This is a genomic window from Kitasatospora sp. NPDC023118 (assembly GCF_055560875.1).
Genome location: NZ_JBVHHW010000003.1, coordinates 70,098 through 93,756, shown reverse-complemented (window position 1 = coordinate 93,756; position 23,659 = coordinate 70,098). Strand labels below are relative to the sequence as shown.

Here is a 23,659-nt window from a genome sequence, read left to right as displayed (position 1 = left end):
CCGAGACCGCAGGACAAACCCCCAGTCCCGGGTTCCGGAGGCCTGTGCCAACTGCCCTAGACTCGAAGGCGTGCCACGTGGTGACGGAAGACTCAACCACGATCTTCTTCCCGGCGAGAAAGGCCCCCAGGACGCTTGCGGCGTCTTCGGTGTCTGGGCTCCCGGCGAGGAGGTCGCCAAGCTCACGTTCTTCGGCCTTTACGCCCTGCAGCACCGCGGTCAGGAATCCGCGGGCATCGCAGTGAGCAACGGCTCCCAGATTCTCGTCTTCAAGGACATGGGACTCGTCTCCCAGGTCTTCGACGAGGCCTCGCTGGGGTCGTTGCACGGGCATATCGCCGTCGGACACGCCCGCTACTCGACCACCGGTTCCTCGGTCTGGGAGAACGCCCAGCCGACCTTCCGGGCGACCGTGCACGGTTCGCTGGCCCTCGGGCACAACGGAAACCTGGTGAACACCGCCGAACTGGCGGCCATGGTCGCCGAACTGCCCGGCGAGGAGCACGTCTCCCGCTCCGGCCGGACCGCCGCGACCAACGACACCGACCTGGTGACCGCCCTGCTGGCCGGCCACCCGGACCTCTCCATCGAGGAGACGGCCAAGGTCGTGCTGCCCGAGGTCAAGGGCGCCTTCTCGCTCGTCTTCATGGACGAGCACACCCTCTACGCCGCCCGCGACCCGCAGGGCATCCGCCCGCTGGTGCTCGGCCGGCTGGAGCGCGGCTGGGTGGTCGCCTCCGAGACGGCGGCGCTGGACATCTGCGGGGCCTCCTTCATCCGCGAGGTCGAGCCCGGCGAGCTCATCGCCATCGACGAGAACGGCATGCGCAGCTCCCGCTTCGCCGAGGCGAAGCCCAAGGGCTGCGTGTTCGAGTACGTCTACCTGGCCCGCCCCGACACCTCCATCGCCGGCCGCAACGTGCACCTCTCCCGCGTGGAGATGGGCCGCCGCCTGGCGAAGGAGGCCCCCGTCGAGGCCGACCTGGTGATAGCGACTCCCGAGTCCGGCACCCCCGCCGCGATCGGCTACGCCGAGGCCAGCGGCATCCCGTACGGCTCCGGCCTGGTGAAGAACGCCTACGTGGGCCGCACCTTCATCCAGCCCAGCCAGACCATCCGCCAGCTCGGCATCCGGCTCAAGCTGAACCCGCTGCGCGAGGTCATCGCCGGCAAGCGCCTGGTGGTCGTGGACGACTCGATCGTGCGCGGCAACACCCAGCGCGCGCTGGTGCGGATGCTGCGCGAGGCGGGCGCCGCCGAGGTGCACATCCGGATCTCCTCGCCGCCGGTGAAGTGGCCCTGCTTCTTCGGCATCGACTTCGCCACCCGCGCGGAGCTGATCGCCAACGGGATGACGGTGGAGGAGATCGGCCGCACGCTCGGTGCCGACTCGCTCGCCTACATCTCGATCGACGGCATGATCGAGGCCACCAAGCAGCCCAAGGACAAGCTCTGCCGGGCCTGCTTCGACGGCGAGTACCCGATGGAGCTGCCGGACCCGGCGCTGCTCGGCAAGCTCCTGCTGGAGGCCGAGATCAAGGGCGGCCAGCAGCCGCCCGCCGTCCGCGGCAAGCCGACCAGCGGCACCGACCTGGACGGCGTCCAGTCGCTGCTCGGCGGGGCGGGCGCGGCCGACGCGCTGCGCCGCCCGTAACGAGCCCACGGTGGGGTCCCGCGAACCGGGGCCCCACCGCTGTTCCCGCCCCGGGGACGCGGTCGGGACGTCGTCCGCGGACGACATGCCCCTCCGCTGCAACGAACCACCCCCACCAGACCCGAAAGGGCCGCACGCAGTGACCACCAACCAGAACGGCGCCACCTACGCCGCCGCCGGTGTCGACATCGAGGCGGGCGACCGCGCCGTCGAGCTCATGAAGCAGTGGGTGAAGAAGGCCAACCGCCCCGAGGTGGTCGGCGGTCTCGGCGGCTTCGCCGGCCTCTTCGACGTCTCCGCCTTCAAGAACTACGAGCGGCCGCTGCTGGCCTCGGCCACCGACGGCGTGGGGACCAAGGTGGCCATCGCGGCCGCCATGGACAAGCACGACACCATCGGCCACGACCTGGTCGGCATGGTCGTGGACGACATCGTGGTGTGCGGCGCCGAGCCGCTGTTCATGACCGACTACATCTGCGTCGGCAAGGTCGTCCCGGAGCGGGTCGCCTCGATCGTCAAGGGCATCGCCGAGGGCTGCGCGCTGGCCGGCTGCGCCCTGGTGGGCGGCGAGACCGCCGAGCACCCGGGCCTGCTCGGCCCGGACGAGTACGACGTCGCGGGCGCCGGCACCGGCGTGGTCGAGGCCGACGCGCTGCTGGGTGCCGAGCGCGTCCGGGCCGGCGACGTGGTGATCGCGATGGCCGCCTCTGGCCTGCACTCCAACGGCTATTCGCTGGTCCGCCACGTGCTGCTGAACGAGGCCGGCTGGAAGCTGGACCGCAAGGTCGAGGAGTTCGGCCGCACCCTCGGCGAGGAGCTGCTGGAGCCGACCCGGATCTACTCGCTGGACTGCCTGGCGCTGATCCGCGCCACCGAGGTGCACGCCTTCTCGCACGTCACCGGCGGCGGCCTGGCGGCCAACCTGGCCCGGGTCATCCCGGACGGCCTGCACGCCCGCCTGGACCGCGGCACCTGGACCCCGCTGCCGGTCTTCCGGACCGTCGCCGAGGTCGGCAAGGTGGCCACCCTGGAGATCGAGAAGACGCTCAACATGGGCGTCGGCATGGTCGCCGTCGTCCCGCCGCACTCGGTGGACGTGGTGCTGTCGCTGCTGGAGGACCGCGGCGTCGAGGCCTGGCTGCTCGGTGACATCGTCGAGCGCACCGACGAGCACGAGGGCGGCGCGGCCCTCTACAACGCTTACGAGGGCTTCACGGCGGGCTGAGCGGGCTGATCCGCCCCCGACCCGTGGGAGGGCCCCTCCGGTGCGCCGGAGGGGCCCTCTTGCGTCCCCGAAGGGGGACGGTACGGACGGTGTCCGGGAACGCCGAAAACCGGCCCGGCGCCCAGGGCGCCCGGACCGGTCCGGCGAAGCTGTGGATTACGAGCGGCGGGAGGCCTGCGACGGCCCGGTACCCGGCTCGTTGTCGTCCTCGTCGTCGACGGCGTAGCGGGCGGCGTACTCCGCGTACGGGTCGTCGTCCTCTTCCTCGATCGGCTCCGGCTCGATCGAAGGCGTGGACGGCGATACGCCCAGCTCGTTGGACAGACGGTTAGCGTCGAACCCGCCGCTGTTGTACTTCAGCTCGCGGGCGACCTTCGTCTGCTTGGCCTTGGCCCGGCCGCGCCCCATGGGTCGACCCCCTCAACGATGGGGCTCACGGCCCCGAGTCTGACACGTGTTCATGATCAGGACCGGCCTGCCCGAATGGGAGGACCGTCCCTTGGAGCATTAACGGTACCTGTTTCCGCCGCTGGACGGTACGTCGTCGGTGTGACGTGGCGCGCACCGACCGCACCCGAGACCAGGTCTTCCCAGGTCAGGGGAGGTTTTGCGGCGATTTGCGCGCTGTCCGGAGGTGTCTGAGGTCCGTCGTTCCAAGACTGATTATCCCCCCTGGGGGGACTTCGGATCACCCGTTCGGGCGGAGAAGTGAGAATCCGGTTCCACATCGTGATGCGCGGGGGGCCATAGGGTGGAACCCCCCGCGCATCCGATCACCGCACCGGGTCCGATCAGGCGCGACGGGCGTGCGGCAGCAGGACCGTGCGCAGCGCGCTGATCTCGCGCATCCGCTTCTCGGCCAGGCGGTCGGCGGCGACCGCCGGCGGGATGCCGTCGGAGGCGGCCCGGGTGAAGATCTCCAGGGTGGTGTCGAAGATCTTGGTGGCCTTGTTCTTGGCCCGCTCGAAGTTGAAGCCCTCGATCTCGTCGGCGACCTGGATCACGCCGCCGGAGTTCACCAGGTAGTCGGGGGCGTACAGGATGCCGCGGCCGGCCAGGTCCTTCTCGACGCCCGGGTGGGCCAGCTGGTTGTTGGCCGCGCCGCAGACGACGGAGGTGCCGAACTCGCCGAGCGCGGCGACCGTGGCGTCGGTCAGCGCACCGCCGAGGGCGCAGGGGGCGTAGACGTCCAGCTTGGCCTGGAGCAGGGCGGTGGTGTCGGCGACCACCTCCACCTCCGGGTGGGCGGCGCGCACGCGGTTGACGGCGGCCTCGAAGGGGTCGGTGACGACGACGGTGGCGCCGTCCGCGACCAGGTGGCCGACCAGGTAGTGGCCGACCTTGCCGACGCCCGCGACGCCGACCCGCTTGCCGCGCAGGGTCGGCTGGCCCCAGCGGGCCTGGGCGGAGGCCCGCATGCCCTGGAAGACGCCGAAGGCGGTCAGGATGGACGAGTCGCCGGCGCCGCCGTGCTCGGGCGAGCGGCCGGTCACGAACTCGGTCTCGCGCGCGATGACGTCCATGTCCTGCACGTAGGTGCCCACGTCGCAGGCGGTGATGTAACGGCCGCGCAGGGACTCCACGAAGCGGCCGTAGGCCCGGAGCATCGCCTCGTTCTTGTCCTTGTTCGGGTCGCCGATGATGACGGCCTTGCCGCCGCCGAGGTCCAGCCCGGCGAGCGCGTTCTTGTAGGACATCCCGCGGGACAGGTTCAGCGCGTCCTCCAGGGCCGCCTCCTCGGAGGCGTACGGGAAGAAGCGGGTGCCGCCGAGGGCCGGGCCCAGCGCGGTGGAGTGGATGGCGATGATCGCCTTGAGTCCGGAGCTGCGGTCGTGGCAGAGGACGACCTGCTCGTGGCCGTCGCCGGGGGCGCCGTCCTGCTCGGTACGGAAGATCCTGCTGAGCACGCCGGGTGCGGAGTGCGTGGCGGGGGTCTGTACGTCGGTCACTGTGGTGACTCCAGTATCGAAGGCCCGCTGCTGTGGTGCGGGCGCCTAAGGCGAAGAGTAGTCGCGCGCGGGCCGCCGATCCGCCCTCTTGTCCGAGCTTGTGCCGGTTGTCCGAGGGGTGAGATGAGAGGGAGTGCGCGGTGCGGGCGCGAACGGTTCCGGGGGCGCGCCCTCCCGGGGCCGGGCGGCGCGTGCGACCATGCAGGACGTGACCGTCGTACGCACTTCCGTACAGCCGCCCTACGCCGCCCACCTGCGGGTCTACGAGCCGCTGGCCGCGTACCCGGAGCCCGAGCGGGCGCATTGGCAGGTGTACGCGGCGGAGCACGGACCGGATGCCGTGGCGGCGGCGCAGCCGGTGGCCGAGGCGGTGCTGGAGGAGCAGCGGGAGGCGCTCGCGGAGCTGGCCGCCCGGACGCCCCGGGCGCTGCCGGAGCGGGAGAGCGGGCGGGCGTACCTGCGGGTGGTGGACGGCGTACTGTACGTCTGCCCGTGGGCGACCAGGCTGCGCAGCTGGCAGGCCCTGGAGGAACTGCGGGCGGGGGCTCCGGTGGCCCTGCTGGACACCGCGGTGCCGCCGGTGGCCCGGGCGGCCGCCGAGGCGGACCGGGAGCGCTGGCGGGTCGAGCACCCGGACGCCCGGCCGTGGATCCTGACCAGCCGGTGGGAGGTGCCGGTGCGCTGGTTCCTGCCGTTCGGGGACGAGGACCGGTGCTTCGTTCCGGGCGGTGTGGGCGTGGAAGGGGTGGCGGGGGAGCGCGGGCGGCCGGCGGCGCTGTTCTACCTGGTGCCGATGGCCCAGGCGCGGCGGCGGGTGGCGCGGGCCTTCCGGGTGCTGCGCGAGGGGGTGCCGGACGGGGAGTTGGTGCGGGGGGCGGAGCAGGTCGGGCGGTGGCTGGAGGAGTTCCACCCGCGCTCGCTGGTGGAGTTGGACTACGGGGGGCTGGTACATCTGCTGGGGCCGGAGCGGCTGTTGGCGGACCGTTCGGCGGGGGACCTGGAGGAGGGGCTGCGCGCGCTGCGGGCGGGGGAGACCGCGGAGGCCTTGCGCGTGTACGGGGAGCTGACGGTGCGGTGGCGCCGGGTGCAGGCGCTGCGGTACGCGAACTGACGTCCGACCGCCCGTGTATGACTGTGAGGGGTCGTTGGTCCACAACGCCGATGACCAAGGTCCTGGTTCGGGTCAATAGCTGTCGAACGTGACACTACTCACCGTTGACGCGAACTTACCCCTATGTGCAAAAATGGGACAACCAGCCCAACTTCACGTGAGCGTGCCCACTTTTGGGTGGTTCTGGAGTCAATGCGTGCTTTGCGGGGAAACGGAGGGTCTGGTCCCCTCGTAACCGGACGTCACTATCGTGTGACTGTCCGTTATGGGGTGGTCCATCGCCATCCGTCGGCCTTGAACCCGTGAGGGGTCAATTTTGGCGGTTTGGTCGATAGGGCTGGACGGATGGTGTAGTTGTAGACACCAGGACAAGCCGTTCGTCCTATAACCGACTCGGCCCGTCTATGCCATTTCGGGCATCGCGGGCCAAGGTGCAGAATTTGAAGGATAGAACCGCCCTGGTTCGGTTCTCCCGAGGAGGCCGCTCATGACCGCTCGTACCCCTGATGCTGAGCCGCTGCTGACGCCGGCAGAGGTTGCCACCATGTTCCGCGTGGACCCGAAGACGGTCACCCGCTGGGCCAAGGCCGGCAAGCTGACGTCGATTCGCACGCTCGGTGGTCACCGCCGTTACCGCGAGGCGGAGGTGCGCGCTCTGCTGGCCGGGATTCCCGCTCAGCGCACTGAGGCCTGATAGGCCAAAGGCTCTTCAAAGGGGCCGCCAACCGGACTCCGCCGGGTCCGGTTGGCGGCCCCTTTGTCGTGCCCGGGGGCCGGCTTCCGGATCCCTTCCGGATCCCTTCCGGCCTCGGAATGTTGAACTCCGCATAACGATTTGATGCGCATGGGGTGGGGGGGATTTACAGTGAATAGCAGTGCAATTTTACATATTAAATTAGTGTGCTCTCCGAGAGGCCGTTCCGGGGCCGATCTCCGGAGGAGGCGGGTGACGACGGTCACACGGTCCGTCACTTGTGGTCTGGACCTGGTCCGGGGTATGAGCCGGACGGCGAAAAGCGAGAGGCCCGGAACCTGACGGTTCCGGGCCTCTCGCACTGCGGCGATCCCGACGGGACTTGAACCCGCGACCTCCACCTTGACAGGGTGGCGAGCTAACCAACTGCTCCACGGGACCAGAGTTTTCTGATCTCGTTCACTCGCTTGCCGCGCTGCGAACAAGACAGATCGTAGCCCATGGTGGGCCCCCAGGTCGAACTGGCTCCTGAAGGCCCACCCGCAGCTCAGAGCGCGGCCCGCGCGGCGTCCATCGCCTTCATGATCCGCTTCTCCGAGACCGGGCTCGGCGTGCCCAACGACTGGGCGAAGAAGCTGACCCGCAACTCCTCGATCATCCAGCGGATCGCCCGCACCTCCTCGGACGGCTGCCGCCCGGTCGGCACCGCCGCCAGCAGCTCCCCGTACGCCTGCTGCACCTGCTGGACCTTCAGCAGCTGCTGGGCGTCCCGCTGGGGGTGGTTGGGCAGCGCCTCCAGCCGGCGGTCCACCGCCAGCAGGTAGCGCTTGAGGTCGGGCAGCCGCTGCCAGCCGGTGGCCGTCACGAAGCCCGGGTGCACCAGCGAGGCCAGGTGCAGCCGGATGTCGTTCACCGCGTTCAGCAGCACCGGGCTGCTCACCGACTTCAGCCGGGTCGAGGCCTTGTGGAAGGCGATCAGCGCGGTGGCCGTCTTCAGCGTGGTGTCCGCGGACAGGTCGTACAGGTCCGCGCGCACCTTGTCGTGCAGCTTGCCGAAGGCCGCCTCGTCCCAGGCCGGGCCGCCGGCCAGGGTCATCAGCCGGTCGGTCGCGGCCGACACCACGTCCTCGAACAGCGCGGTGATCGACCCGTGCGGGCTGTGCGAGAGCGCCAGCTTCGCCTGGTTGCCCAGCCGTCCCTGGATCGACTTGGCCGGGGAGTTGACGGTCAGCATCAGCAGGCGGCGGGTGCCCTCCCACATCGCCTGCGCCTGCGCCTGCGGGGTGTCGAACAGCTTGACGCCCACCGACGCGCCCTCGTCCACCAGCGCCGGGTAGGCGCGCAGCGAGTGGCCGCGGGAGCGCTGCTCGAAGGTGCGCTGGAGCACCGGCAGCCCGGCCGGCCAGGCGGTCAGCCCGCCCTGCTCGATGCCCTGGCCGGAGGCCGCCGAGGAGAGGGTCTCCTTGAGCTTCGGCTTGAGCCTCAGCCGCAGCTCCTCCAGGTCCTTGGACTCGGCGAGCTTGCGGCGGCCGTCCACCACCCGGAAGGTCACCTTGAGGTGTTCCGGCACCCGCTCGTCGTCCCAGGCCTCCGGCGGCACGGTGACCGCCGTCAGCCGCTTCAGGGCGTGCTCCAGGGACGGCAGCAACGCCTCCTGGCGGTCCGTCACCTGGCGCAGTGCCGCCTTGGCGAAGTCCGGTGCCGGGACGAAGTTGCGCCGGATCGCCTTCGGCAGCGACTTGATGTACGCGGTGACCAGCTCCTCCCGCAGGCCGGGGATCTGCCAGTCGAAGCCCTCCGCGGTGACCTGGTTGAGCACCGGCAGCGGGATGTGGACGGTCACGCCGTCCGCGTCGCTGCCCGGCTCGAACTGGTAGGTCAGCTTGAAGCGCAGCTTGCCCTGCTGCCAGTAGTCCGGGTAGTCGGCCTCGGTGACGCCGTCCGCGGCGTCGTTGATCAGCATCGACTTCTCGAAGTTCAGCAGGTCCGGCTGCTCGTGCCGGGCCTTCTTCCACCAGGAGTCGAAGTGTCGGGTGGAGACGACGTCGTCGGGCAGCCGGGCGTCGTAGAAGTCGAACAGGGTCTGGTCGTCCACCAGGATGTCCCGGCGGCGGGCCCGGTTCTCCAGCTCCTCGACCTCGCCGAGCAGCTTGCGGTTCTCGGCGAAGAACTTGTGGTGGGTCTCCCAGTCGCCCTCGACCAGGGCGTTGCGGATGAACAGCTCCCGGCAGAGCTCCGGGTCGATTCGCCCGTAGTTGACCTTGCGCTGGGCGACGACCGGCATCCCGTAGAGGGTGACCTTCTCGTACGCCAGGACGGCGCCGGCCTTCTTCTCCCAGTGCGGCTCGCTGTAGCTGCGCTTGACCAGGTGGCCGGCCAGCGGCTCGACCCACTCCGGCTCGATCTTGGCGTTGATCCGTGCCCACAACCGGGAGGTCTCCACCAGCTCGGCCGACATCACCCAGCGCGGCGGCTTCTTGAACAGGCCCGAGCCCGGGAAGACCGCGAAGCGGGCGCCGCGCGCACCGCCGTACTCGCGCTTCTCCACGTCGAACAGGCCGATGTGGGAGAGCAGGCCGGCCAGCAGCGACTGGTGGATCCGGTCCGCGTCCGGCTCTGCGTCGGGGTGGGGTTCCTCGATCGTGACACCCAACTGCTTCGCTACGGTGCGTAGTTGGGTGTAGACGTCCTGCCACTCCCGTATCCGCAGGTAGTTCAGGAACTCGGCCTTGCACATCCGGCGGAAGGCCGAGGAGGAGAGCTCCTTCTGCTGCTCCCGGACGTAGCGCCACATCGCCAGGTAGGAGAGGAAGTCCGAGGTCTCCGAGTTGAACCGGCGGTGCCGGTCGTCGGCGGCCTGGCGCTTCTCGGCGGGGCGCTCGCGCGGGTCCTGGATGGAGAGCGCGGCGGCGATCACCATGACGTCGCGCACGCAGCCGTTGCGGTCCGCCTCCAGCACCATGCGGGCCATCCGCGGGTCCACCGGCAGCTGGGCGAGCTTGCGGCCGAGCTGGGTCAGGCGCTTGCGCGGGTCCTTCTCCTCCGGGTCCAGCGCGCCCAGCTCGTGCAGCAGGTGCACGCCGTCCTTGATGTTGCGGGAGTCCGGCGGGTCCAGGAAGGGGAAGGCGGCGATGTCGCCGAGACCCGCCGCCGTCATCTGCAGGATCACCGAGGCCAGGTTGGTGCGCAGGATCTCGGCGTCGGTGAACTCGGGGCGGGAGAGGAAGTCCTCCTCCGAGTACAGCCGGATGCAGATGCCGTCCGAGGTGCGGCCGCAGCGGCCCTTGCGCTGGTTGGCGCTGGCCTGGCTGATCGCCTCGATCGGCAGCCGCTGCACCTTGGTGCGGTGGCTGTAGCGGGAGATCCGGGCGGTGCCCGGGTCGATCACGTACTTGATGCCGGGGACGGTCAGCGAGGTCTCGGCCACGTTGGTGGCCAGCACGATCCGGCGGCTGCGCGAGTGCTGGAAGACCTTGTGCTGCTCGGCCGAGCTGAGCCGGGCGTACAGCGGCAGGATCTCGGTGTTCTTCAGCTTCAGCTTGGTGAGGGCGTCGGCGGTGTCGCGGATCTCGCGCTCGCCGGAGAGGAAGACCAGGATGTCGCCCGGGCCCTCGTCCTGCAGCTCCTGGGCGGCGTCGCAGATCGCCTGGACCTGGTCCCGGTCGCGGTCGGCCTCGTCGCCGTCCTCGTCCTCCTCCAGGACGGGCCGGTACCGGACCTCGACGGGGTACGTACGGCCGGAGACCTCGACGATCGGGGCGTCACCGAAGTGCCGGGCGAAGCGCTCCGGGTCGATGGTCGCGGAGGTGATCACGACCTTGAGGTCAGGACGGCGCGGGAGCAGCTGCTTGAGGTAGCCGAGCAGGAAGTCGATGTTGAGGCTGCGCTCGTGGGCCTCGTCGATGATCAGGGTGTCGTACTGGCGCAGATCGCGGTCGGTCTGGATCTCCGCCAGCAGGATGCCGTCCGTCATCAGCTTGACCAGGGTGTCCTGGCCGACCTGGTCGGTGAACCGGACCTTCCAGCCGACCGCCTCGCCGAGCGGGCTGTTCAGCTCCTCCGCGACGCGCTCGGCCACCGTACGGGCGGCGATCCGGCGCGGCTGGGTGTGGCCGACCAGGCCGCGCACGCCGCGGCCCAGCTCCAGGCAGATCTTCGGGATCTGGGTGGTCTTGCCGGAACCGGTCTCACCGGCGACGATCACCACCTGGTGGTCCCGGATCGCCTCCAGGATGTCGTCCTTCTTCTGGCTGACCGGCAGCTCGGCGGGATAGCTGATCTCCGGGACGGCGTTCCGGCGCTGCTCGACCAGCAGCTCGGCCCGGTCGATGTCGGCGGCGATCTCGGCGGCGATCTTCTGCCGGGCCTCGGGTTTCCGGACCCGGCGGGCCCCCTCCAGCCGGCGCCCGAGCCGCACCTCGTCGCGCAGGGTCAGCTCGGGCAGGCGGGCGGCCAGCTCACCGATTCCGGGACCCTCGGCGGGTGCGGGGGCGGACTGGACTACGGGAGAACTCACTGCGGGCATCCCTCTAGGTTCGCAAGGAGGCACGGCGGAGCGCACCTCGGTTTTCGAGCCCCTCCAGTGTCACAGCCGCCGGCGCGGAATCGCGAACGGCAGGCAACGGTCGGCGGGGGTTCCGGGCTCCGGGGGGTTGAGGAGGTGCTCATGGGAGCCCAGAAGACCGCACGGGACGAGGAGTTCCGGGCGTTCACCGGCAGTGCGTGGTCACGGTTGCTGCGGACGGCGTATCTGCTCGCGGGGGACCGGCACGGCGCCGAGGACCTGGTCCAGCAGGCGCTGGAGCGGGCCTACGTCGCCTGGGGCAGGGTCCGGGCGGCCGACGACCCGAACGCCTACGTGCGCCGGATCCTGATCAACGAGCACGCCCGGCGGTTCCGGCGCAGACCGGCCGAGCACCTGGTCGACGCCCTCCCCGAACGGCCCGCGCCGAGCGGGCCCGACCCGGACGACCGGGCCGTGCTGCTCGCCGCGCTCACCGCCCTGCCGCCGCGCCAGCGCGAGGCCGTGGTGCTGCGGTACTGGGAGGACCTCAGCGAGTCCCAGACCGCGGCGGCGATGGGCTGCTCGGTCGGGACGGTGAAGAGCCAGGCGGCCAGGGGGCTGGCCAAGCTCCGGGAGGCCTCCTCACTCAACGGGCTGACGACCATCGGAGGCGGAAGATGAGCAACGAGGACATGGCCGGGGCCGAGGCCGCGGCGTCGTACGGGCTGGGCGACCTGGCCGGGAGCGTCGAGATCGGGGCCGTTCCGTACGACCGGCTGGTCGCCGGCGGGCGGCGCCGGCTGCGGCGCCGGCGGCTGCTGACCGGGGCGGCGGCCGCGGCGATGGTCGTCGCGGTGGCCGGGGCGGGCGCGGCGTTCGGCGGGTACGGGCGGGCGACGGGCGGCTCCTCGCCGGTGGCGGGCGGCCCTTCCACGGCGGTCCCTTCCACCGCTGCGGCTTCCGCTACCCCCGGGACGCCGTCGGAGACGCCGTCCGCCTCGGCCACGGCAACCGCTCCGGCCGCTTCGGGCGCCCCGGCCGGGGCCGCGCGGGACCCGTTCACCCCGATGCGCGTCAAGGTCGGCGAGGGCACTGCGAACGGCCACACCTGGCAGGCCTGGGTCGCCGAGTGGCCGGGCCCCACCACCGTGCGGGACGCCCTCCAGCAGGACAAGCTGGTGCGCGCGGAGCGGCTCACCGGCAACCCCACCGGCAACCCGAACCCGCCATCGCTGATCCCGCAGGACGACGCCGGCAACTGGGTCCCGCACTACGACCTGGCCAACCTCTACTACACCGTGGACGGCAAGCGGCAGGCGGACGACTCCGTGCACGTGGTCGACGAGCCGGGCGGGCCGCAGGGCGGGGGAGTCGCCGGCGCGGGCGCGTCGCTCGGCCTCAAGGACGGGAAGAGGTCCGGTCTGCCACCGGTGGTGATCGAAGGGGTCAGGCCCGAGGTGGCGAAGGTCGTGATCACCTGGGAGACCGGCGGCTCCACCGAGGTGGTGCCGGTCGCGGTCGGGGACTCCACGCTCCGCTGGTACGGCATCATGGCGAAGCCGGGTTCCGACGCCAAGACCTTCACCGCCTACGCCGCGGACGGTTCGGTCGTGCGGACCACCGACCACTGGCTCCGCACCAGCTGAGCCGCCACCGCCGTTTCCCGCCCCGGATTGTCGGTGCCGTGCGCCACAGTGGACGCCGGTGGGTGACATGGCGTCAACGACGGGTGAGGCGGTGGCCGATGAGCGGTGCGACGGGGTTGTCCGAGGGCCGGCTGGGCCGGCTGCACGGGGTCCTGTCCCGGCACGTCGAACAGGGCCAGGTGCCCGGCCTGGTGGCCGCCGTGGCCCGCGGCGACGACCTCCACGTCGAGGTGCTCGGCAGCCTGGACACGGCCGGCAGCGCCCCGATGCGGCGGGACACCCTCTTCCGGATCGCCTCGATGACCAAACCGGTCACTGCGGTGGCCGCGCTCACCCTGGTCGAGGAGTGCCGGCTGCGGCTGGACGACCCGGTCGACGACCTGCTGCCCGAGCTGGCCGACCGGCGGGTGCTGCGCCGGCCGGACGGCGAGCTCGACGACACCGAGGCCGCCGTCCGGCCGATCACCCTGCGCGACCTGCTCACCTTCGGGCTCGGCTACGGCTTCGCGATGCTCCCGCCGTCCGCGCCGATCGCCCGGGCGACGGCCGAACGCGGCGTCGACGTCCGGCCGCCCCGGACGGACTACCCCGAGCCCGACGAATTCCTGCGCCGCCTCGGTGAGTTGCCGCTGTTGCATCAGCCCGGGGCGGGCTGGCACTACCACACCGGCTCGACCGTCCTCGGCATCCTGCTCGCCCGCGCCTGCGGCAAGCCGCTCGGCGAAGTGCTGCGCGAGCGCGTCCTCGACCCCCTCGGCATGCGGGACACCGGCTTCACCGTCCCCGCCGACCAACTGCACCGGCTCCCGGTCGAGTACGTGCGCGACCGGGCGAGCGGCCGGCTCGTCCCGTACGACGACCCGGCCGACAGCGCCTGGGCCCGGCAGGCGCGCCTCGACGACGGCGGCGGCGACCTGGTCTCGACGCTGGACGACTACCTCGCCTTCGCCCGGATGCTGCTGGCCGGCGGCGAGGGAGCGGGAGGCGTCCGGATCCTCTCCCGGCCGGCCGTCGAGCTGATGACCACCAACCACCTCAGCGCAGTCCAGCTCGCTGACTCCGCACCGCTGTTGGGGCGCGATGAGCTCACCGGCTGGGGCTTCGGCGTCTCCGTCGCCACCAGCCGCACCGGCCTCGCCGCCCCCGGCCGCTACGGCTGGGACGGCGGGCTCGGCACGGTGTGGTTCAACGACCCGGCCGAACGGCTGACCGGCGTCCTGCTCACCCAGCGGATGTTCGAGAGCCCCGCCCCACCGGCGGTGGCGCGGGACTTCGAGGTGCTCGCGTACCAGGCCGTGGCGGGGTGAGCGCGGCCTCGTCGGCGTCCGGGAGCCAGTCGCGGGCCGGGTCGTACTCCAGCCACCGGCTGCGGGCCGCCTCCGTCGTGAACGCCTCCAGCAGCCGCTCCAGCCGGGGGTGCGGGTCGGTGCCCGCGTCGGCCCGCCAGAGCAGCGACCAGGCGTAGAGCGGGGTCGGGTCGGCCAGCGGGACGGTACGGACGCCCGGGCGGTCGGGGAGCGGGCCGTCGGCGGGGACCAGCGAGAAACAGGTCGGATCGGCCCGGACCTGGTCGACGAAGTGCTCCAGGCCCAGATTGGTCGAGCCGACCCGGTCGGTGATGCCGAAACGGGCGGCGAAGCGGGTCAGGAAGTCCAGCCGGTCCACCGCCGCCGGATAGCGCAGCACACTGCCGCGCAGCTCCGCCGGGCTCAGGGTGTCGCGGCCGGCCAGCGGATGGTCGGTGGACAGCAGGGCGTCGACCGGCTCCAGACGGACCAGCCGGTGCGTCAGCCCGGCGTCGGCGCCGTCCGGCAGGGCGTGCACCCGGCCGAACCCGGCGTCCGACTCCCCGCGCAGCAACGCCGCCGCCACCGACGGCAGATCCCGCCCCGGCACCGGCTCCACCTCCAGCCCCGGCGCCGCGTCCACCGCCCGCGCCAGCGTCCGCATCGGCGCGTACAGGTGCCCCCACACATCCACCCGCAGCGGCCGTCCGGCCCCCTGCACGGACGCCACCGCCCGCTCCCCCTGCGCCAGCACCCGCCGCGCCGGCTCCAGGAACCGCCGCCCCTCCCCGGTCAGCCCCACCCCCCGGGCGTCCCGCTCCAGCAACCGCACCCCGAGCGCCGCCTCCAACCGGGCCACCCGCTTCGACAGCCCCTGCTGACTGATCCCCAACCGCCCGGCCGCCCGCCCGAAGTGCAACTCCTCGGCCGTGACGACGAACGCCCGCACCTGCGCCAGATCCAGATCCACCCGGGCACCTTAGGCGGTGGAGGAGGGGCGGGGGTTACCCGCCGGGGGGTGGGCGCGGAGTGGGGGGCGGAGTGGGAGGCGCCGTGGGAGGCGCGTTCGCGGTGTTCGGCGACTTTCGGCCGCGTGTCGCACCCCCTTCCTCCTCGCGTGACAACCGTCGGTTGTCGTCACCCGTCGACGGTTGTTGGACCGGTCGGTGGCGGGCGCGGTGAGCTGGGGGTCCGATCGAGCGGAGGGAGTGCGGGGATGAAGGCGCTGGTGGCGGCGGGCGGGGCGGTGCGGTTCGCGGAGGTGGAGCAGCCGCGGCCGGGGGCCGGGGAGGCGCTGGTGAAGGTGGAGGCCTTCTCGGTGAACCGGGGGGAGACGTTCCAGCTGGAGGCGCCCAGGCCCGGTTGGCGGCCGGGGAAGGACGTCGCCGGGCTGGTCGTGCAGGCCGCCGCCGACGGGTCGGGGCCCGGGGTGTGCCGGCGGGTGGTCGGCCATCCGCCGGCAGGCGGGTGGGCCGAGTACGTGTGTGTGCCGACCTCCTCGCTCGCCGAGCTGCCCGACAGCCTGGACGCGGTCCGGGCCGCCGCGCTGCCGCTGGCCGGCCTCACCGCGCTGCGGCTGCTGCGGGCCGCCGGGGCGCTGGCCGGGCGGCGGGTGCTGCTGACCGGGGCCTCCGGCGGGGTCGGACACTACTTCACCGAGCTGGCCGCCGCGGCCGGGGCCGAGCTGACCGTCGTCACCGCCTCCCCGGAGCGCGGCCGCCGGCTGGCCGAACTGGGGGCGGCCGAGGTGCTGCACGAGCTCGGTGCGGCGCGCGGCCCGTACGACCTGGTGCTGGAGTCCACCGGCGGCGCCGCCCTGCCGCTCGCGCTGGCCCGGCTGGCCCGGCGCGGCACCCTGATCTGGTTCGGCCAGGCCTCCCGGACGCCCGCCACGCTCGACTTCTTCGACTTCTTCAAGGGCCCCGAGTCGGCCACCCTGCGGCACTTCCACTACGCCGACTCCGACGTGCCCGACGGCGAGGACCTGGCCACCCTGGTGCGCCTGGCGGAGCAGGGCCGGCTGACCCCGGAGCTTGGCCGGATCGCGCCCTGGGAGCAGACCGCCACTGTGCTCACCGACCTGCGCGAGCGCCGGATCCGCGGCAAGGCCGTACTGACCGTCGCCTGAAACCTCTTCCGGAAAGGAATCCCCACCGTGTCCTTCCTCGACACCCCCGACCAGCTGCCCGCCTTCATCGAGGAGAACCGCCCCCGCGTCCACGGCGCCGGCCTCGACCCGTACGAGTACGCCCGGGTGACCGCCCCGCTGACCTCCCTCCACGACTGGCCGGCCGTCTTCGCCGCCGCCGGGCGCCGGTACGCCTCCCTGGCCGAGCGCGCCGCCGCCGAGGGCCGTACCGTCACCGCCGGTACCGCCTACCGCGACGCCGCCCGCTGGTTCCACGTCGCGGGGCTGCTGCCGCACCCCGACCGGGCTGCCGCCGCCCGGCTCGCCGCCGAGGCCGACGCGGCGATGCGGCGGGCGCTGGCGCTGCTGGAGCCGACCGCGGAGCGGGTGGAGGGCGAGGGCTTCGCGGGCTGGCTGCGCCGCCCGGCCCCGGCAGGGGAGGCCGCCCCGGTGGTGGTGGTCGTGCCGGGCATGGACTCCGGCAAGGAGGAGTTCCACGCGGTCGCCGAGGCCCTGCTGGCCCGGGGCGTCGCGGTGCTCGCGATCGACGGGCCCGGCCAGGGCGTCCTGGCCGCCACCAGCGCGCCGGAGCCGGACTACCAGCGGGTGGTCGGCCGCGCCCTGGACGCGATCGCCCACCACGACGGCCTGGACCCCGCCCGCGCCGCCGTGATCGGCCTCAGCCTGGGCGGCTACTACGCCGCGACGGCCGCCGCCCGTGAGCCGCGGCTGCGCGCCGCGGTGACGGTCAGCGGCCCGTACCGGCTGGACTGGGAGCACCTGGTGCCGTTCGTCACCGAGACCCTCGCCCAGCGCTGCGGCGGCCCCGAGGCGGCCCGCGCCTTCGCGGCCCGGGTCGACCTGACCGCCCTCGCCCCGGTGATCACCCTCCCGCTCCTGGTGGTCGAGGGCGGCGAGGACCGCATCCCGGGCGTCACCAACGCCACCGCCCTCGCCTCAGAGGCCCCGAACGCCGAGCTGCTCCTCGTCCCCCACGGGAACCACCTCCTCGGCACCGCCCTCCCCGACTGGCTCCCCGCCACCGCCGACTGGCTCGCCGCCCGGCTCGCCTGACGGGGTCGAGGCCTGGACGACCAAGACCCACCCCTGCGGGTCGACGCGTGACTGTGCCGGGGCAGCGCTCGGCCGCAGAACTGCTGGACGCAGCGCACGCGCGGGCCACCGAACGCCGGCAGCGCGCCGAGCGGGTTCGAGCCGAGGCGCGGGCGACGAAGCTGACCGCCCTGGCCGCCGACGAGGAAGCGATCTGACACGAGGTCGAGAACCACGTCGCCCGTAAGCAGGCGGCCCGCTACGACGTCGCCGTGGCCCTCCTGGGCGAACTCCATGACGCCTGTGACCTCGGGCGCGGCCTCCAGTTCCGGCAGCGGCTGGCCGCGCTCCGCGAGCAGTACCGGCACCTGCCCGGCCTGCTGAGCCGGCTCCACGACCGGGCGCTGCGGGGCTGACGCCCGTCCTTCCCGCGCGTGGGGCTCGCCGCGGGAGATCGGGTGGCTCCGGGCCGCGATCCAGCGACCGGAATCAGTGCCCCTCGGTCCAGAACTGCTGGAGTCGCGCGATCGCCTGGGCCTTGTCCAGCTCGGCGACCTGGTCCTCGGTGAGTCCGACGCGATTGATCAGCATGTGGACCAGATCTACGGGAAGCGCCTCGCGTGGTGGCTCGGGCGCGCCTCGATCGGGAAGCGTGCCGTCCAGGACGCACGGCCAGAAGACATCCTCCGTCACATCCAGCTGATCGCGGAGGATGTGCGCCCACATGCTCGCGCCGTACGCGGTGCGGTCGACCGGATGCGATACCCGAGTACGCAGGATCCGCCCGTCGGGGAGCCCGAACTCATAGCTGATGTGGTGGGTGCCGGTGCGGCCGCGCGCGTCACGTACGCGGTCCCAGCCTTCAACCTTGCAGAACTGCTCGTGCCGTTCGCGTGTCGGCTGAGGCCAGGTCACTTCGCGACTCCGAGCAGCCAGTCGCGGAGCTGTGCGTCGTCGCTGAGGCCGATCAGCTGGACCAGGCCCCAGTTGTCGCGGTGGTTCGGGGCGTTCAGGAGTCGGTCCTGCCAGTCCTCCGCGTACTCGCGGAGCGCGTCGACCATCTCGTCGATGGCCTCATCGAACGTGCCGCCGTCCGCGGCGACCGGGAGACCAGGGAAGAACACCGACCAGCCGCCGCCCTCGGCGACCACCTCGGCCTTGGACGGGCACAGCAGCGTGAGGGCGTGGCGCAGCCGTCCCGCGTCGACTACCGCCGCGTACCCGGTGTCCCGGCGAACGGTCGCGACCCGGCCTTGCCCTGCCGCGTCCAGTAGGTCCTTCAGGTGCGCTCGGGCTTCGGTGTAGCTCTCGTAGTGGACCGCTGTCATGGGGAGCCTCCTCGTCCGAGAATCAGGGTCGCGCCGACCGTGAAGTACGTCAAGTACGTCACGTACTCCTTGGGTGAGAGGCCAGTGACCGTCCGCCGTCCCGTTGGCGTCAAACAACGCAAAAATGCCCCCGAAGCTATCTGCTTCGAGGGCATCGTGCCTGGTCAGGATGTGGCCAGGGCCGGGGGTCGAACCGGCGACCTTCCGCTTTTCAGGCCAAGCCGGGGCGTTGATATGCCCCCAGTTCGGGAGATCCTGCTGTCCGTGGAAGGCCGCCTTCGGACACCGTCGTTCGGGCCGGTTGGCGTCGGCGTTGGCGTCAACCGGCGGAGCTTCGCATGTGCTGGGTGTGCTCAGTAGGGGAGCAGGCCGGTCGTGATCAGCTCGAAGTCGAACGGCTCCGGGATGTGGATGGTCTCGCCGAACGCGATGTCCTCGCGGCGGTGGTACTTCGTGCCGTCGGGTCGGCTGAAGAGCGTGACCGCCTTCTCCCTTGCGTCGATCACGAGGTAGAGAGGGATTCTCATGAGCGGGTAGTCCCGTACCTTCCCCACCCAGTCGTTCTCGGGGTTGGACGGTGAGACCAGTTCGACGGCAATCGCAGCAACCTCGGCAGGAACCTGGTTGTCCCTGGTCGTGAGTGCATCGTCCGGCAGGTACGTCAGGTCGGGATTGCGGCTCTTGCCGACATTGGGCGAGACGAGGTCCGTGTTCTCGCTGGGCAGTAGTCCTGCCGGGGCGTGCGCGTCGAACTGGCGGCGCACCACCAAGAGATTCCGTTGGTGAATACCCGAGGGGCTGACCATCATGACGATGGTGTCGCCGGAGAGTTCGACCTTGAATCCGTCTGGCAGGCTCCTGCGGGCCTCTTCAAGGAGCGCGAAGTGCTCGGGGTTCATGCGCGGTGCCCTTCCGGGTGAGTCAGACGATGTTCCAGCCTAGTCGGCGAGTCCGCCGTTGGCCGGGTCCTTCATCTCCGCGTCGGGTTCAGCCGAGAAGTGCACGGGCCGGTCCCGTCAGCTGCCGGCGCGGCAGCTGACTGTGGGCGTATGTCTGCCTCGGGCTTGGCGGATTTCATCATCGGGGATCGGGGGTCCCGCTAGGGTCGCAGCGATGAGTGAGTACCAGTACTAGGAGTTCCTGGCGATCGACCGGCCGCTGACCAGCGAGGAGCAGGAGCAGCTGCGGTCGCTGTCCACCCGGGCCCGGATCACCGCGACCAGTTTCACCAACGAATATCAGTGGGCAACTTCCGCGGAGACCCTCGGCGGATGGTGGAGCAGTTCTACGACGCTCACCTCTACCTGACCAACTGGGGCACCCACCAGGTGATCCTGCGCGTGCCCAAGGGACAGCTCACGCTGTCGGCGCTGGAGCCGTACTGCTTCGACGAGTACGTCGAGGCTTGGACGACCAAGACCCACCTCGTCCTGGACCTGCGGAGCGAGGATGAGGGCGGGGACTGGGAGGAGGGCGCCGAGGACTCGCTCGGTGTCATCGCAGGGATGCGGGCCGAGCTGGCCGCCGGGGATTGCCGCGCCCTGTACCTCGCATGGCTGTCCGCCATCGGCGCCTGGGCACTCCAGGAGGACGACGAGGATGAGTACCGGGCAGCGGTCGAGCCCCCGGTCCCGGCCGGGCTCGACCGGCTCACCGCACCGCAGCGGGCGCTCGCGGACTTCCTGCGGGTCGACGCCGACCTGCTGGCGGTCGCCGCCCAGGCCAGCCCGCCCGCCCCCGCACCTCGGAAGCGGCCCGGGAAGAAGGAGCTGGCGCCGCTGATCGCCGCACTTCCCGAGACGGAGAAGGACGACCTCCTGTTGCGCCTCGCGCTGGGGGATGAGCCTCAGCTGGGAGCCGAACTCGTGTGCCGGCTGCGCGGCGAACCGTCTGCCGTGACTGTGCCGGGGCAGCGCTCGGCCGCAGAACTGCTGGACGCAGCGCACGCGCGGGCCACCGAACGCCGGCAGCGCGCTGAGCGGGTTCGAGCCGAGGCGCGGGCGACGAAGCTGACCGCTCTGGCTACCGACGAGGAAGCGATCTGGCGCGAGGTCGAGAACCACGTCGCCCGTAAGCAGGCGGCCCGCTACGACGTCGCCGTGGCCCTCCTGGTCGAACTCCGTGACGCCTGTGACCACGTCGGGCGCGGCCTCCAGTTCCGGCAGCGAGTGGCCGCGCTCCGCGAGCAGTACCGGCACCTGCCCGGCCTGCTGCGCCGGCTCGACGACCGGGCGCTGCGGGGCTGACGCCCGTCACTTCGTGAGGGACCACCGTCCGCTGGGGGCACGCCCCCCGCCTTCGGCCGGGAGGGACCGCCACCCAGCCGAAGGCTGGGGGAGAGTGCGTCATCGGATGGCCTCGTCCACTTCGGTGTGCGTCGGCGTCAAGCGACGGTGGATGGTCCCTGGCTTCAAACTTCTGGTCCCGTCCCCGCTGGCGATTCACTACGCTTGGGGCGGTGAAAGCCGCACGAAGCCTCGCGATCTGGCTGGCCGACCGTACTCCTTCGCAGCTGACCGAACTGCTGGAGCAGCGCGAACTTCCCTACGCGGCCGGGGTGGCGAGCCTGAGCGACCTGGCCGGCCACCTGCTGACGGACGCCTCCACGGCTCTGGGGCTGAGCGAGACCAGCCTCGGGGACCTTCAACTGCTGGTCGCTGTGGCGACCTTGGCCGAGCGGTTGCACGGTCCGCTACCGGCTGTTCCGCCTGCTCATCACCTGTTCATGGGCTACGGCGGCCGTTCACCACGGCTCGACGCGCCTGCGGTCGACCCCGCTGACCGGTCCGTGACCCGGGACCAGCTCTTCCGATTCCTGCAACTCGACGGCGCGGGTCGGTCCGCGGCCGAGGCCGCGCTGTCCCGGCTGACCGAGCGGGCCCTGGTACTGCCCTCGTCCGGAAGCAGGGTTGTCGTTCCGATCCTGGTCCACCGCCAGGCGGGTGAAGGCGGCGGTTACGGTCGGCCCGCCGAACAGCTGCTCACCGAGGCCTTCAACGCTCCGGAGATTCACCGCATCGCGCAGGGGCTGGGGTTCGCGAAGGCGCGGACCCGAGACGAGGCGCAGCGGCAGATTGTGGACGTGCTCAGAGACGCGAAGCGCGTGCGCGCCATGGCCGCCGAGGCGCCGTCCGAGGCCTTGGACCTGCTGGACAAACTGGTCCCGGGCCCGCCACTGCTGCGCACGCACTGCTTCGTCTCCCGGTACGGCGGTTTCTACCCGGGCTCCGGAGGCAAGTTCACCTTCCGGGAAGGCGGCTCGGGAGATCCCGGCACGGACTGGCTGGCCGCCCGCGGCCTGGTCCTTCCGGTAGATGAGGACCTGGCGGAACTGCCGCGCGAGGTGGCCGACGCGTTGCGCGACCACGACCGCGCGCCGAGCTACCAGTCTGCCCCGCCCCCGGTCGAGGGCACGGTGGAGATCCCGGCTGGTGCAGTCGAGAGCCAGGCGCAGGCGGCGTTGGCCGAGGCGGCCTCCCGGGTCGAGCTGATGCTCCGCCAGGTGGCCGTGCAGCCGCTCGCTGTGCGCAAGGCGGGCGGAATCGCAGTCCGGGACACCCGCCGGCTGGCGAAGGCGGTCGGCATGCCGGAGGAACAAGTCCGGCTGTGGCTCGACCTGGCGAACAACGCGGACCTGATCACCCCTTGCGCCGAGGAAGCGGAGGCCCCGACGAGAGGACGGGGCCGCGCGCGTCGGACGGAATCCCAGCCACCTGCCCGGGTGCTGCCCACCGAGCGGTACGACGAGTGGCTGGCGGCTCCACCCGCTCAGCGGCTGCTGCCGCTCGTCGCCACCTGGGCGGTGGTGCCCGAGGTGTTCAGCTATTGGCCGGACGAGGATGACACCCCGGTCGCGCTGGTCACGCCGGAGGACGGCGAGGCTGTCGATCTGCGCCATGCCGTGCTGGAGGCTCTGGCCACCCTCCCGGCCGGGCACGGAGTCCCCACCGGCAAGTCCGCTCGCGCTCGGGCGACCGCTCTCGCCGGTCTCATCGCCACGGCGGCCTGGTTCCGCCCGGCCGCCCTCGCCCAAGGTTCGTGGGAGGCTGAGCGGGTCGAGGCGACCCTGGCGGAGGCGGAGCTGTTCGGGGTCGTCGCCCACGGAGCGCTGACTTCGCTCGGGCACGCCGTGCTCGGGCTCCTGAGGGCGGGTGCACACCGTCACTTCCCCGCCGTTCCGGGCGCCGGGCCGGCGCTGCGCGACCGTCCTGCTCTGGATGACGCGGTTCGGCAGCTGTCCACAGCCCTGGACGCGCTGCTGCCCGCGCCGCAGACCACCGCCCGGTTCCAGGCGGACCTTACGGCCGTGGTCGCCGGAGCTGCCGCATCGGAGCTGACCGACCTGCTGGCCGCCTGTGCGGACCGGGAGTCGGAGGGCCATGCCGTGGTGTGGCGGATCACCCCTGCGGCGGTCCGCCGGGCGTTGGACTCCGGACTGGACGCCGCCGACCTGCTGGCTCGGCTGGCCGACGTCTCCGAGGGCGGGCGGCCGCTTCCGCAGCCCCTGGAGTACCTGATCAAGGACACCGCGCGGACCCACGGCCGGATGCGAGTGGTGCGTTCCGCCTGCTGCATCCGCTCCGACGACGAGGCACTGGTGTCGGAGCTCGCCGCGGCTCGTGCGCTGTCCAGGCTCGGGTTGCGACGGATCGCGCCGACCGTGCTGATCAGCACGGCCGAGCCCGAAGCGACCCTCGCCGCGCTTCGGGCCGCCGGCTACGCCCCCGTGCTGGAGGCGGAGACCGGGACGACGGTCATCGAGAAGGCCCGCCGGGAACGCGGTCCCAAGCGCATGCCGTCACTGTCCGGAGCACGACCGCGCCACGGCAAGGGGCCGAGCACCGCCACCGCGCTGGCGAGCGCGTTGCTGGCCGGCCGGTGACCAGAGGGATCGCCCCAAGCGCTCGGACAGGGCGACGTGCGCCGCGCCGTGGCGGTGAAGTCACCTCGGAGCTCCCTGACTCGGGGCAGGAGCTCAGCACGCTGGGCGCGTTGAATCGGCAGCGAGGGCAGCGTGTCAGTGGCCTTCGGTCCAGAACTGTTGGTACTCGCTGTCGGGCGGAAGGATGGTGACCGTCCGC

20 protein-coding genes and 1 tRNA gene are annotated in these 23,659 nt (G+C 71.8%); 13 read left to right on the top strand and 8 right to left on the bottom strand.

Features of this window, described 5'->3' with window-relative positions; all coding sequences use genetic code 11:
- Positions 1-70 precede the first annotated feature (70 nt).
- Positions 71-1,654 carry an amidophosphoribosyltransferase gene (gene purF, locus ACZ3UD_RS04860; protein ID WP_465582252.1) on the top strand — a complete coding sequence of 528 codons (1,584 nt, stop codon included), beginning with the start codon at positions 71-73 and terminating at the stop codon, positions 1,652-1,654.
- A gap of 139 nt (positions 1,655-1,793) precedes the next feature.
- Positions 1,794-2,879, top strand: coding sequence for a phosphoribosylformylglycinamidine cyclo-ligase (gene purM, locus ACZ3UD_RS04855; protein ID WP_387618686.1), 1,086 nt, complete (start codon positions 1,794-1,796; stop codon positions 2,877-2,879).
- 156 nt (positions 2,880-3,035) lie between these two features.
- Here the strand turns inward: purM and ACZ3UD_RS04850 are convergent, their stop codons facing one another.
- Together ACZ3UD_RS04850 and ACZ3UD_RS04845 are read right to left on the bottom strand one after the other, a co-directional pair.
- A complete protein-coding gene (locus tag ACZ3UD_RS04850; protein WP_380609035.1) occupies positions 3,036-3,287 on the bottom strand; it encodes a DUF3073 domain-containing protein in 252 nt (83 codons plus the stop codon).
- A 383-nt stretch (positions 3,288-3,670) separates the two neighbouring features.
- Positions 3,671-4,828: a Glu/Leu/Phe/Val dehydrogenase dimerization domain-containing protein gene (locus tag ACZ3UD_RS04845; RefSeq protein ID WP_465582247.1), complete on the bottom strand. Its 1,158-nt coding sequence runs from the start codon at positions 4,826-4,828 to the stop codon at positions 3,671-3,673.
- A 208-nt stretch (positions 4,829-5,036) separates the two neighbouring features.
- On the opposite strand from ACZ3UD_RS04845, the gene ACZ3UD_RS04840 reads away from it, so the two are divergent.
- On the top strand, positions 5,037-5,939 hold the full coding sequence (locus ACZ3UD_RS04840; protein ID WP_465582244.1) for a DUF8083 family protein: 903 nt from the start codon (positions 5,037-5,039) through the stop codon (positions 5,937-5,939).
- Between the two features lie 487 nt (positions 5,940-6,426).
- The gene (gene bldC / locus ACZ3UD_RS04835; RefSeq protein ID WP_014137253.1) at positions 6,427-6,633 is read left to right on the top strand and encodes a developmental transcriptional regulator BldC; all 207 of its coding nucleotides are present in this window, start codon (positions 6,427-6,429) and stop codon (positions 6,631-6,633) included.
- A 367-nt stretch (positions 6,634-7,000) separates the two neighbouring features.
- On the opposite strand, the gene ACZ3UD_RS04830 is transcribed toward bldC, so the two are convergent.
- Positions 7,001-7,074 (bottom strand) — tRNA-Asp (locus tag ACZ3UD_RS04830).
- A 106-nt stretch (positions 7,075-7,180) separates the two neighbouring features.
- Entirely contained in the window at positions 7,181-11,158 is a 3,978-nt protein-coding gene (gene hrpA, locus ACZ3UD_RS04825) for an ATP-dependent RNA helicase HrpA (RefSeq protein ID WP_465582242.1), read from the bottom strand.
- A gap of 141 nt (positions 11,159-11,299) precedes the next feature.
- Between hrpA and ACZ3UD_RS04820 the strand changes: the two genes are divergently transcribed.
- The 3 genes from ACZ3UD_RS04820 (at position 11,300) to ACZ3UD_RS04810 (ending at position 14,090) form a co-directional block, all read left to right on the top strand.
- Positions 11,300-11,818 carry a SigE family RNA polymerase sigma factor gene (locus tag ACZ3UD_RS04820; protein WP_465582239.1) on the top strand — a complete coding sequence of 173 codons (519 nt, stop codon included), beginning with the start codon at positions 11,300-11,302 and terminating at the stop codon, positions 11,816-11,818.
- Positions 11,815-12,783 carry a hypothetical protein gene (locus tag ACZ3UD_RS04815; RefSeq protein WP_465582236.1) on the top strand — a complete coding sequence of 323 codons (969 nt, stop codon included), beginning with the start codon at positions 11,815-11,817 and terminating at the stop codon, positions 12,781-12,783. Before ACZ3UD_RS04820 ends, ACZ3UD_RS04815 begins: the two co-directional genes overlap by 4 nt.
- Positions 12,784-12,881: 98 nt before the next feature.
- On the top strand, positions 12,882-14,090 hold the full coding sequence (locus ACZ3UD_RS04810; RefSeq protein WP_465582234.1) for a serine hydrolase domain-containing protein: 1,209 nt from the start codon (positions 12,882-12,884) through the stop codon (positions 14,088-14,090).
- Here ACZ3UD_RS04810 and ACZ3UD_RS04805 read toward each other — a convergent pair.
- Entirely contained in the window at positions 14,005-15,039 is a 1,035-nt protein-coding gene (locus ACZ3UD_RS04805) for a LysR family transcriptional regulator (protein WP_465582231.1), read from the bottom strand. The two genes, ACZ3UD_RS04810 and ACZ3UD_RS04805, sit on opposite strands and share 86 nt — an antisense overlap.
- A gap of 246 nt (positions 15,040-15,285) precedes the next feature.
- On the opposite strand from ACZ3UD_RS04805, the gene ACZ3UD_RS04800 reads away from it, so the two are divergent.
- Genes ACZ3UD_RS04800 through ACZ3UD_RS04785 form a run of 4 tightly spaced genes read left to right on the top strand, consistent with a single transcriptional unit; the run spans position 15,286 to position 17,666 of the window.
- Positions 15,286-16,197, top strand: a complete 912-nt coding sequence (locus ACZ3UD_RS04800) for a zinc-binding dehydrogenase (protein WP_465582228.1) — start codon at positions 15,286-15,288, stop codon at positions 16,195-16,197.
- A gap of 27 nt (positions 16,198-16,224) precedes the next feature.
- Positions 16,225-17,271 (top strand): alpha/beta hydrolase family protein, encoded by a 1,047-nt coding sequence (locus tag ACZ3UD_RS04795; protein ID WP_465582225.1) that lies wholly within the window; start codon positions 16,225-16,227, stop codon positions 17,269-17,271.
- A gap of 47 nt (positions 17,272-17,318) precedes the next feature.
- Positions 17,319-17,468 (top strand): hypothetical protein, encoded by a 150-nt coding sequence (locus ACZ3UD_RS04790; protein ID WP_465582222.1) that lies wholly within the window; start codon positions 17,319-17,321, stop codon positions 17,466-17,468.
- Positions 17,469-17,522: 54 nt separating this feature from the next.
- Positions 17,523-17,666: a hypothetical protein gene (locus ACZ3UD_RS04785; RefSeq protein WP_465582219.1), complete on the top strand. Its 144-nt coding sequence runs from the start codon at positions 17,523-17,525 to the stop codon at positions 17,664-17,666.
- A gap of 73 nt (positions 17,667-17,739) precedes the next feature.
- Here the strand turns inward: ACZ3UD_RS04785 and ACZ3UD_RS04780 are convergent, their stop codons facing one another.
- The 3 genes from ACZ3UD_RS04780 to ACZ3UD_RS04770 form a co-directional block, all read right to left on the bottom strand.
- Positions 17,740-18,165, bottom strand: a complete 426-nt coding sequence (locus ACZ3UD_RS04780) for a cytotoxic translational repressor of toxin-antitoxin stability system (RefSeq protein ID WP_465582217.1) — start codon at positions 18,163-18,165, stop codon at positions 17,740-17,742.
- A complete protein-coding gene (locus ACZ3UD_RS04775) occupies positions 18,162-18,578 on the bottom strand; it encodes a prevent-host-death protein (RefSeq protein WP_380761639.1) in 417 nt (138 codons plus the stop codon). Before ACZ3UD_RS04775 ends, ACZ3UD_RS04780 begins: the two co-directional genes overlap by 4 nt.
- A 353-nt stretch (positions 18,579-18,931) precedes the next feature.
- Positions 18,932-19,477 (bottom strand): Uma2 family endonuclease, encoded by a 546-nt coding sequence (locus ACZ3UD_RS04770; RefSeq protein ID WP_465582212.1) that lies wholly within the window; start codon positions 19,475-19,477, stop codon positions 18,932-18,934.
- A 372-nt stretch (positions 19,478-19,849) separates the two neighbouring features.
- Between ACZ3UD_RS04770 and ACZ3UD_RS04765 the strand changes: the two genes are divergently transcribed.
- Entirely contained in the window at positions 19,850-20,824 is a 975-nt protein-coding gene (locus ACZ3UD_RS04765) for a hypothetical protein (RefSeq protein ID WP_465582210.1), read from the top strand.
- 212 nt (positions 20,825-21,036) lie between these two features.
- A complete protein-coding gene (locus tag ACZ3UD_RS04760) occupies positions 21,037-23,460 on the top strand; it encodes a helicase-associated domain-containing protein (protein WP_465582207.1) in 2,424 nt (807 codons plus the stop codon).
- The last annotated feature ends 199 nt before the right edge of the window (positions 23,461-23,659 follow it).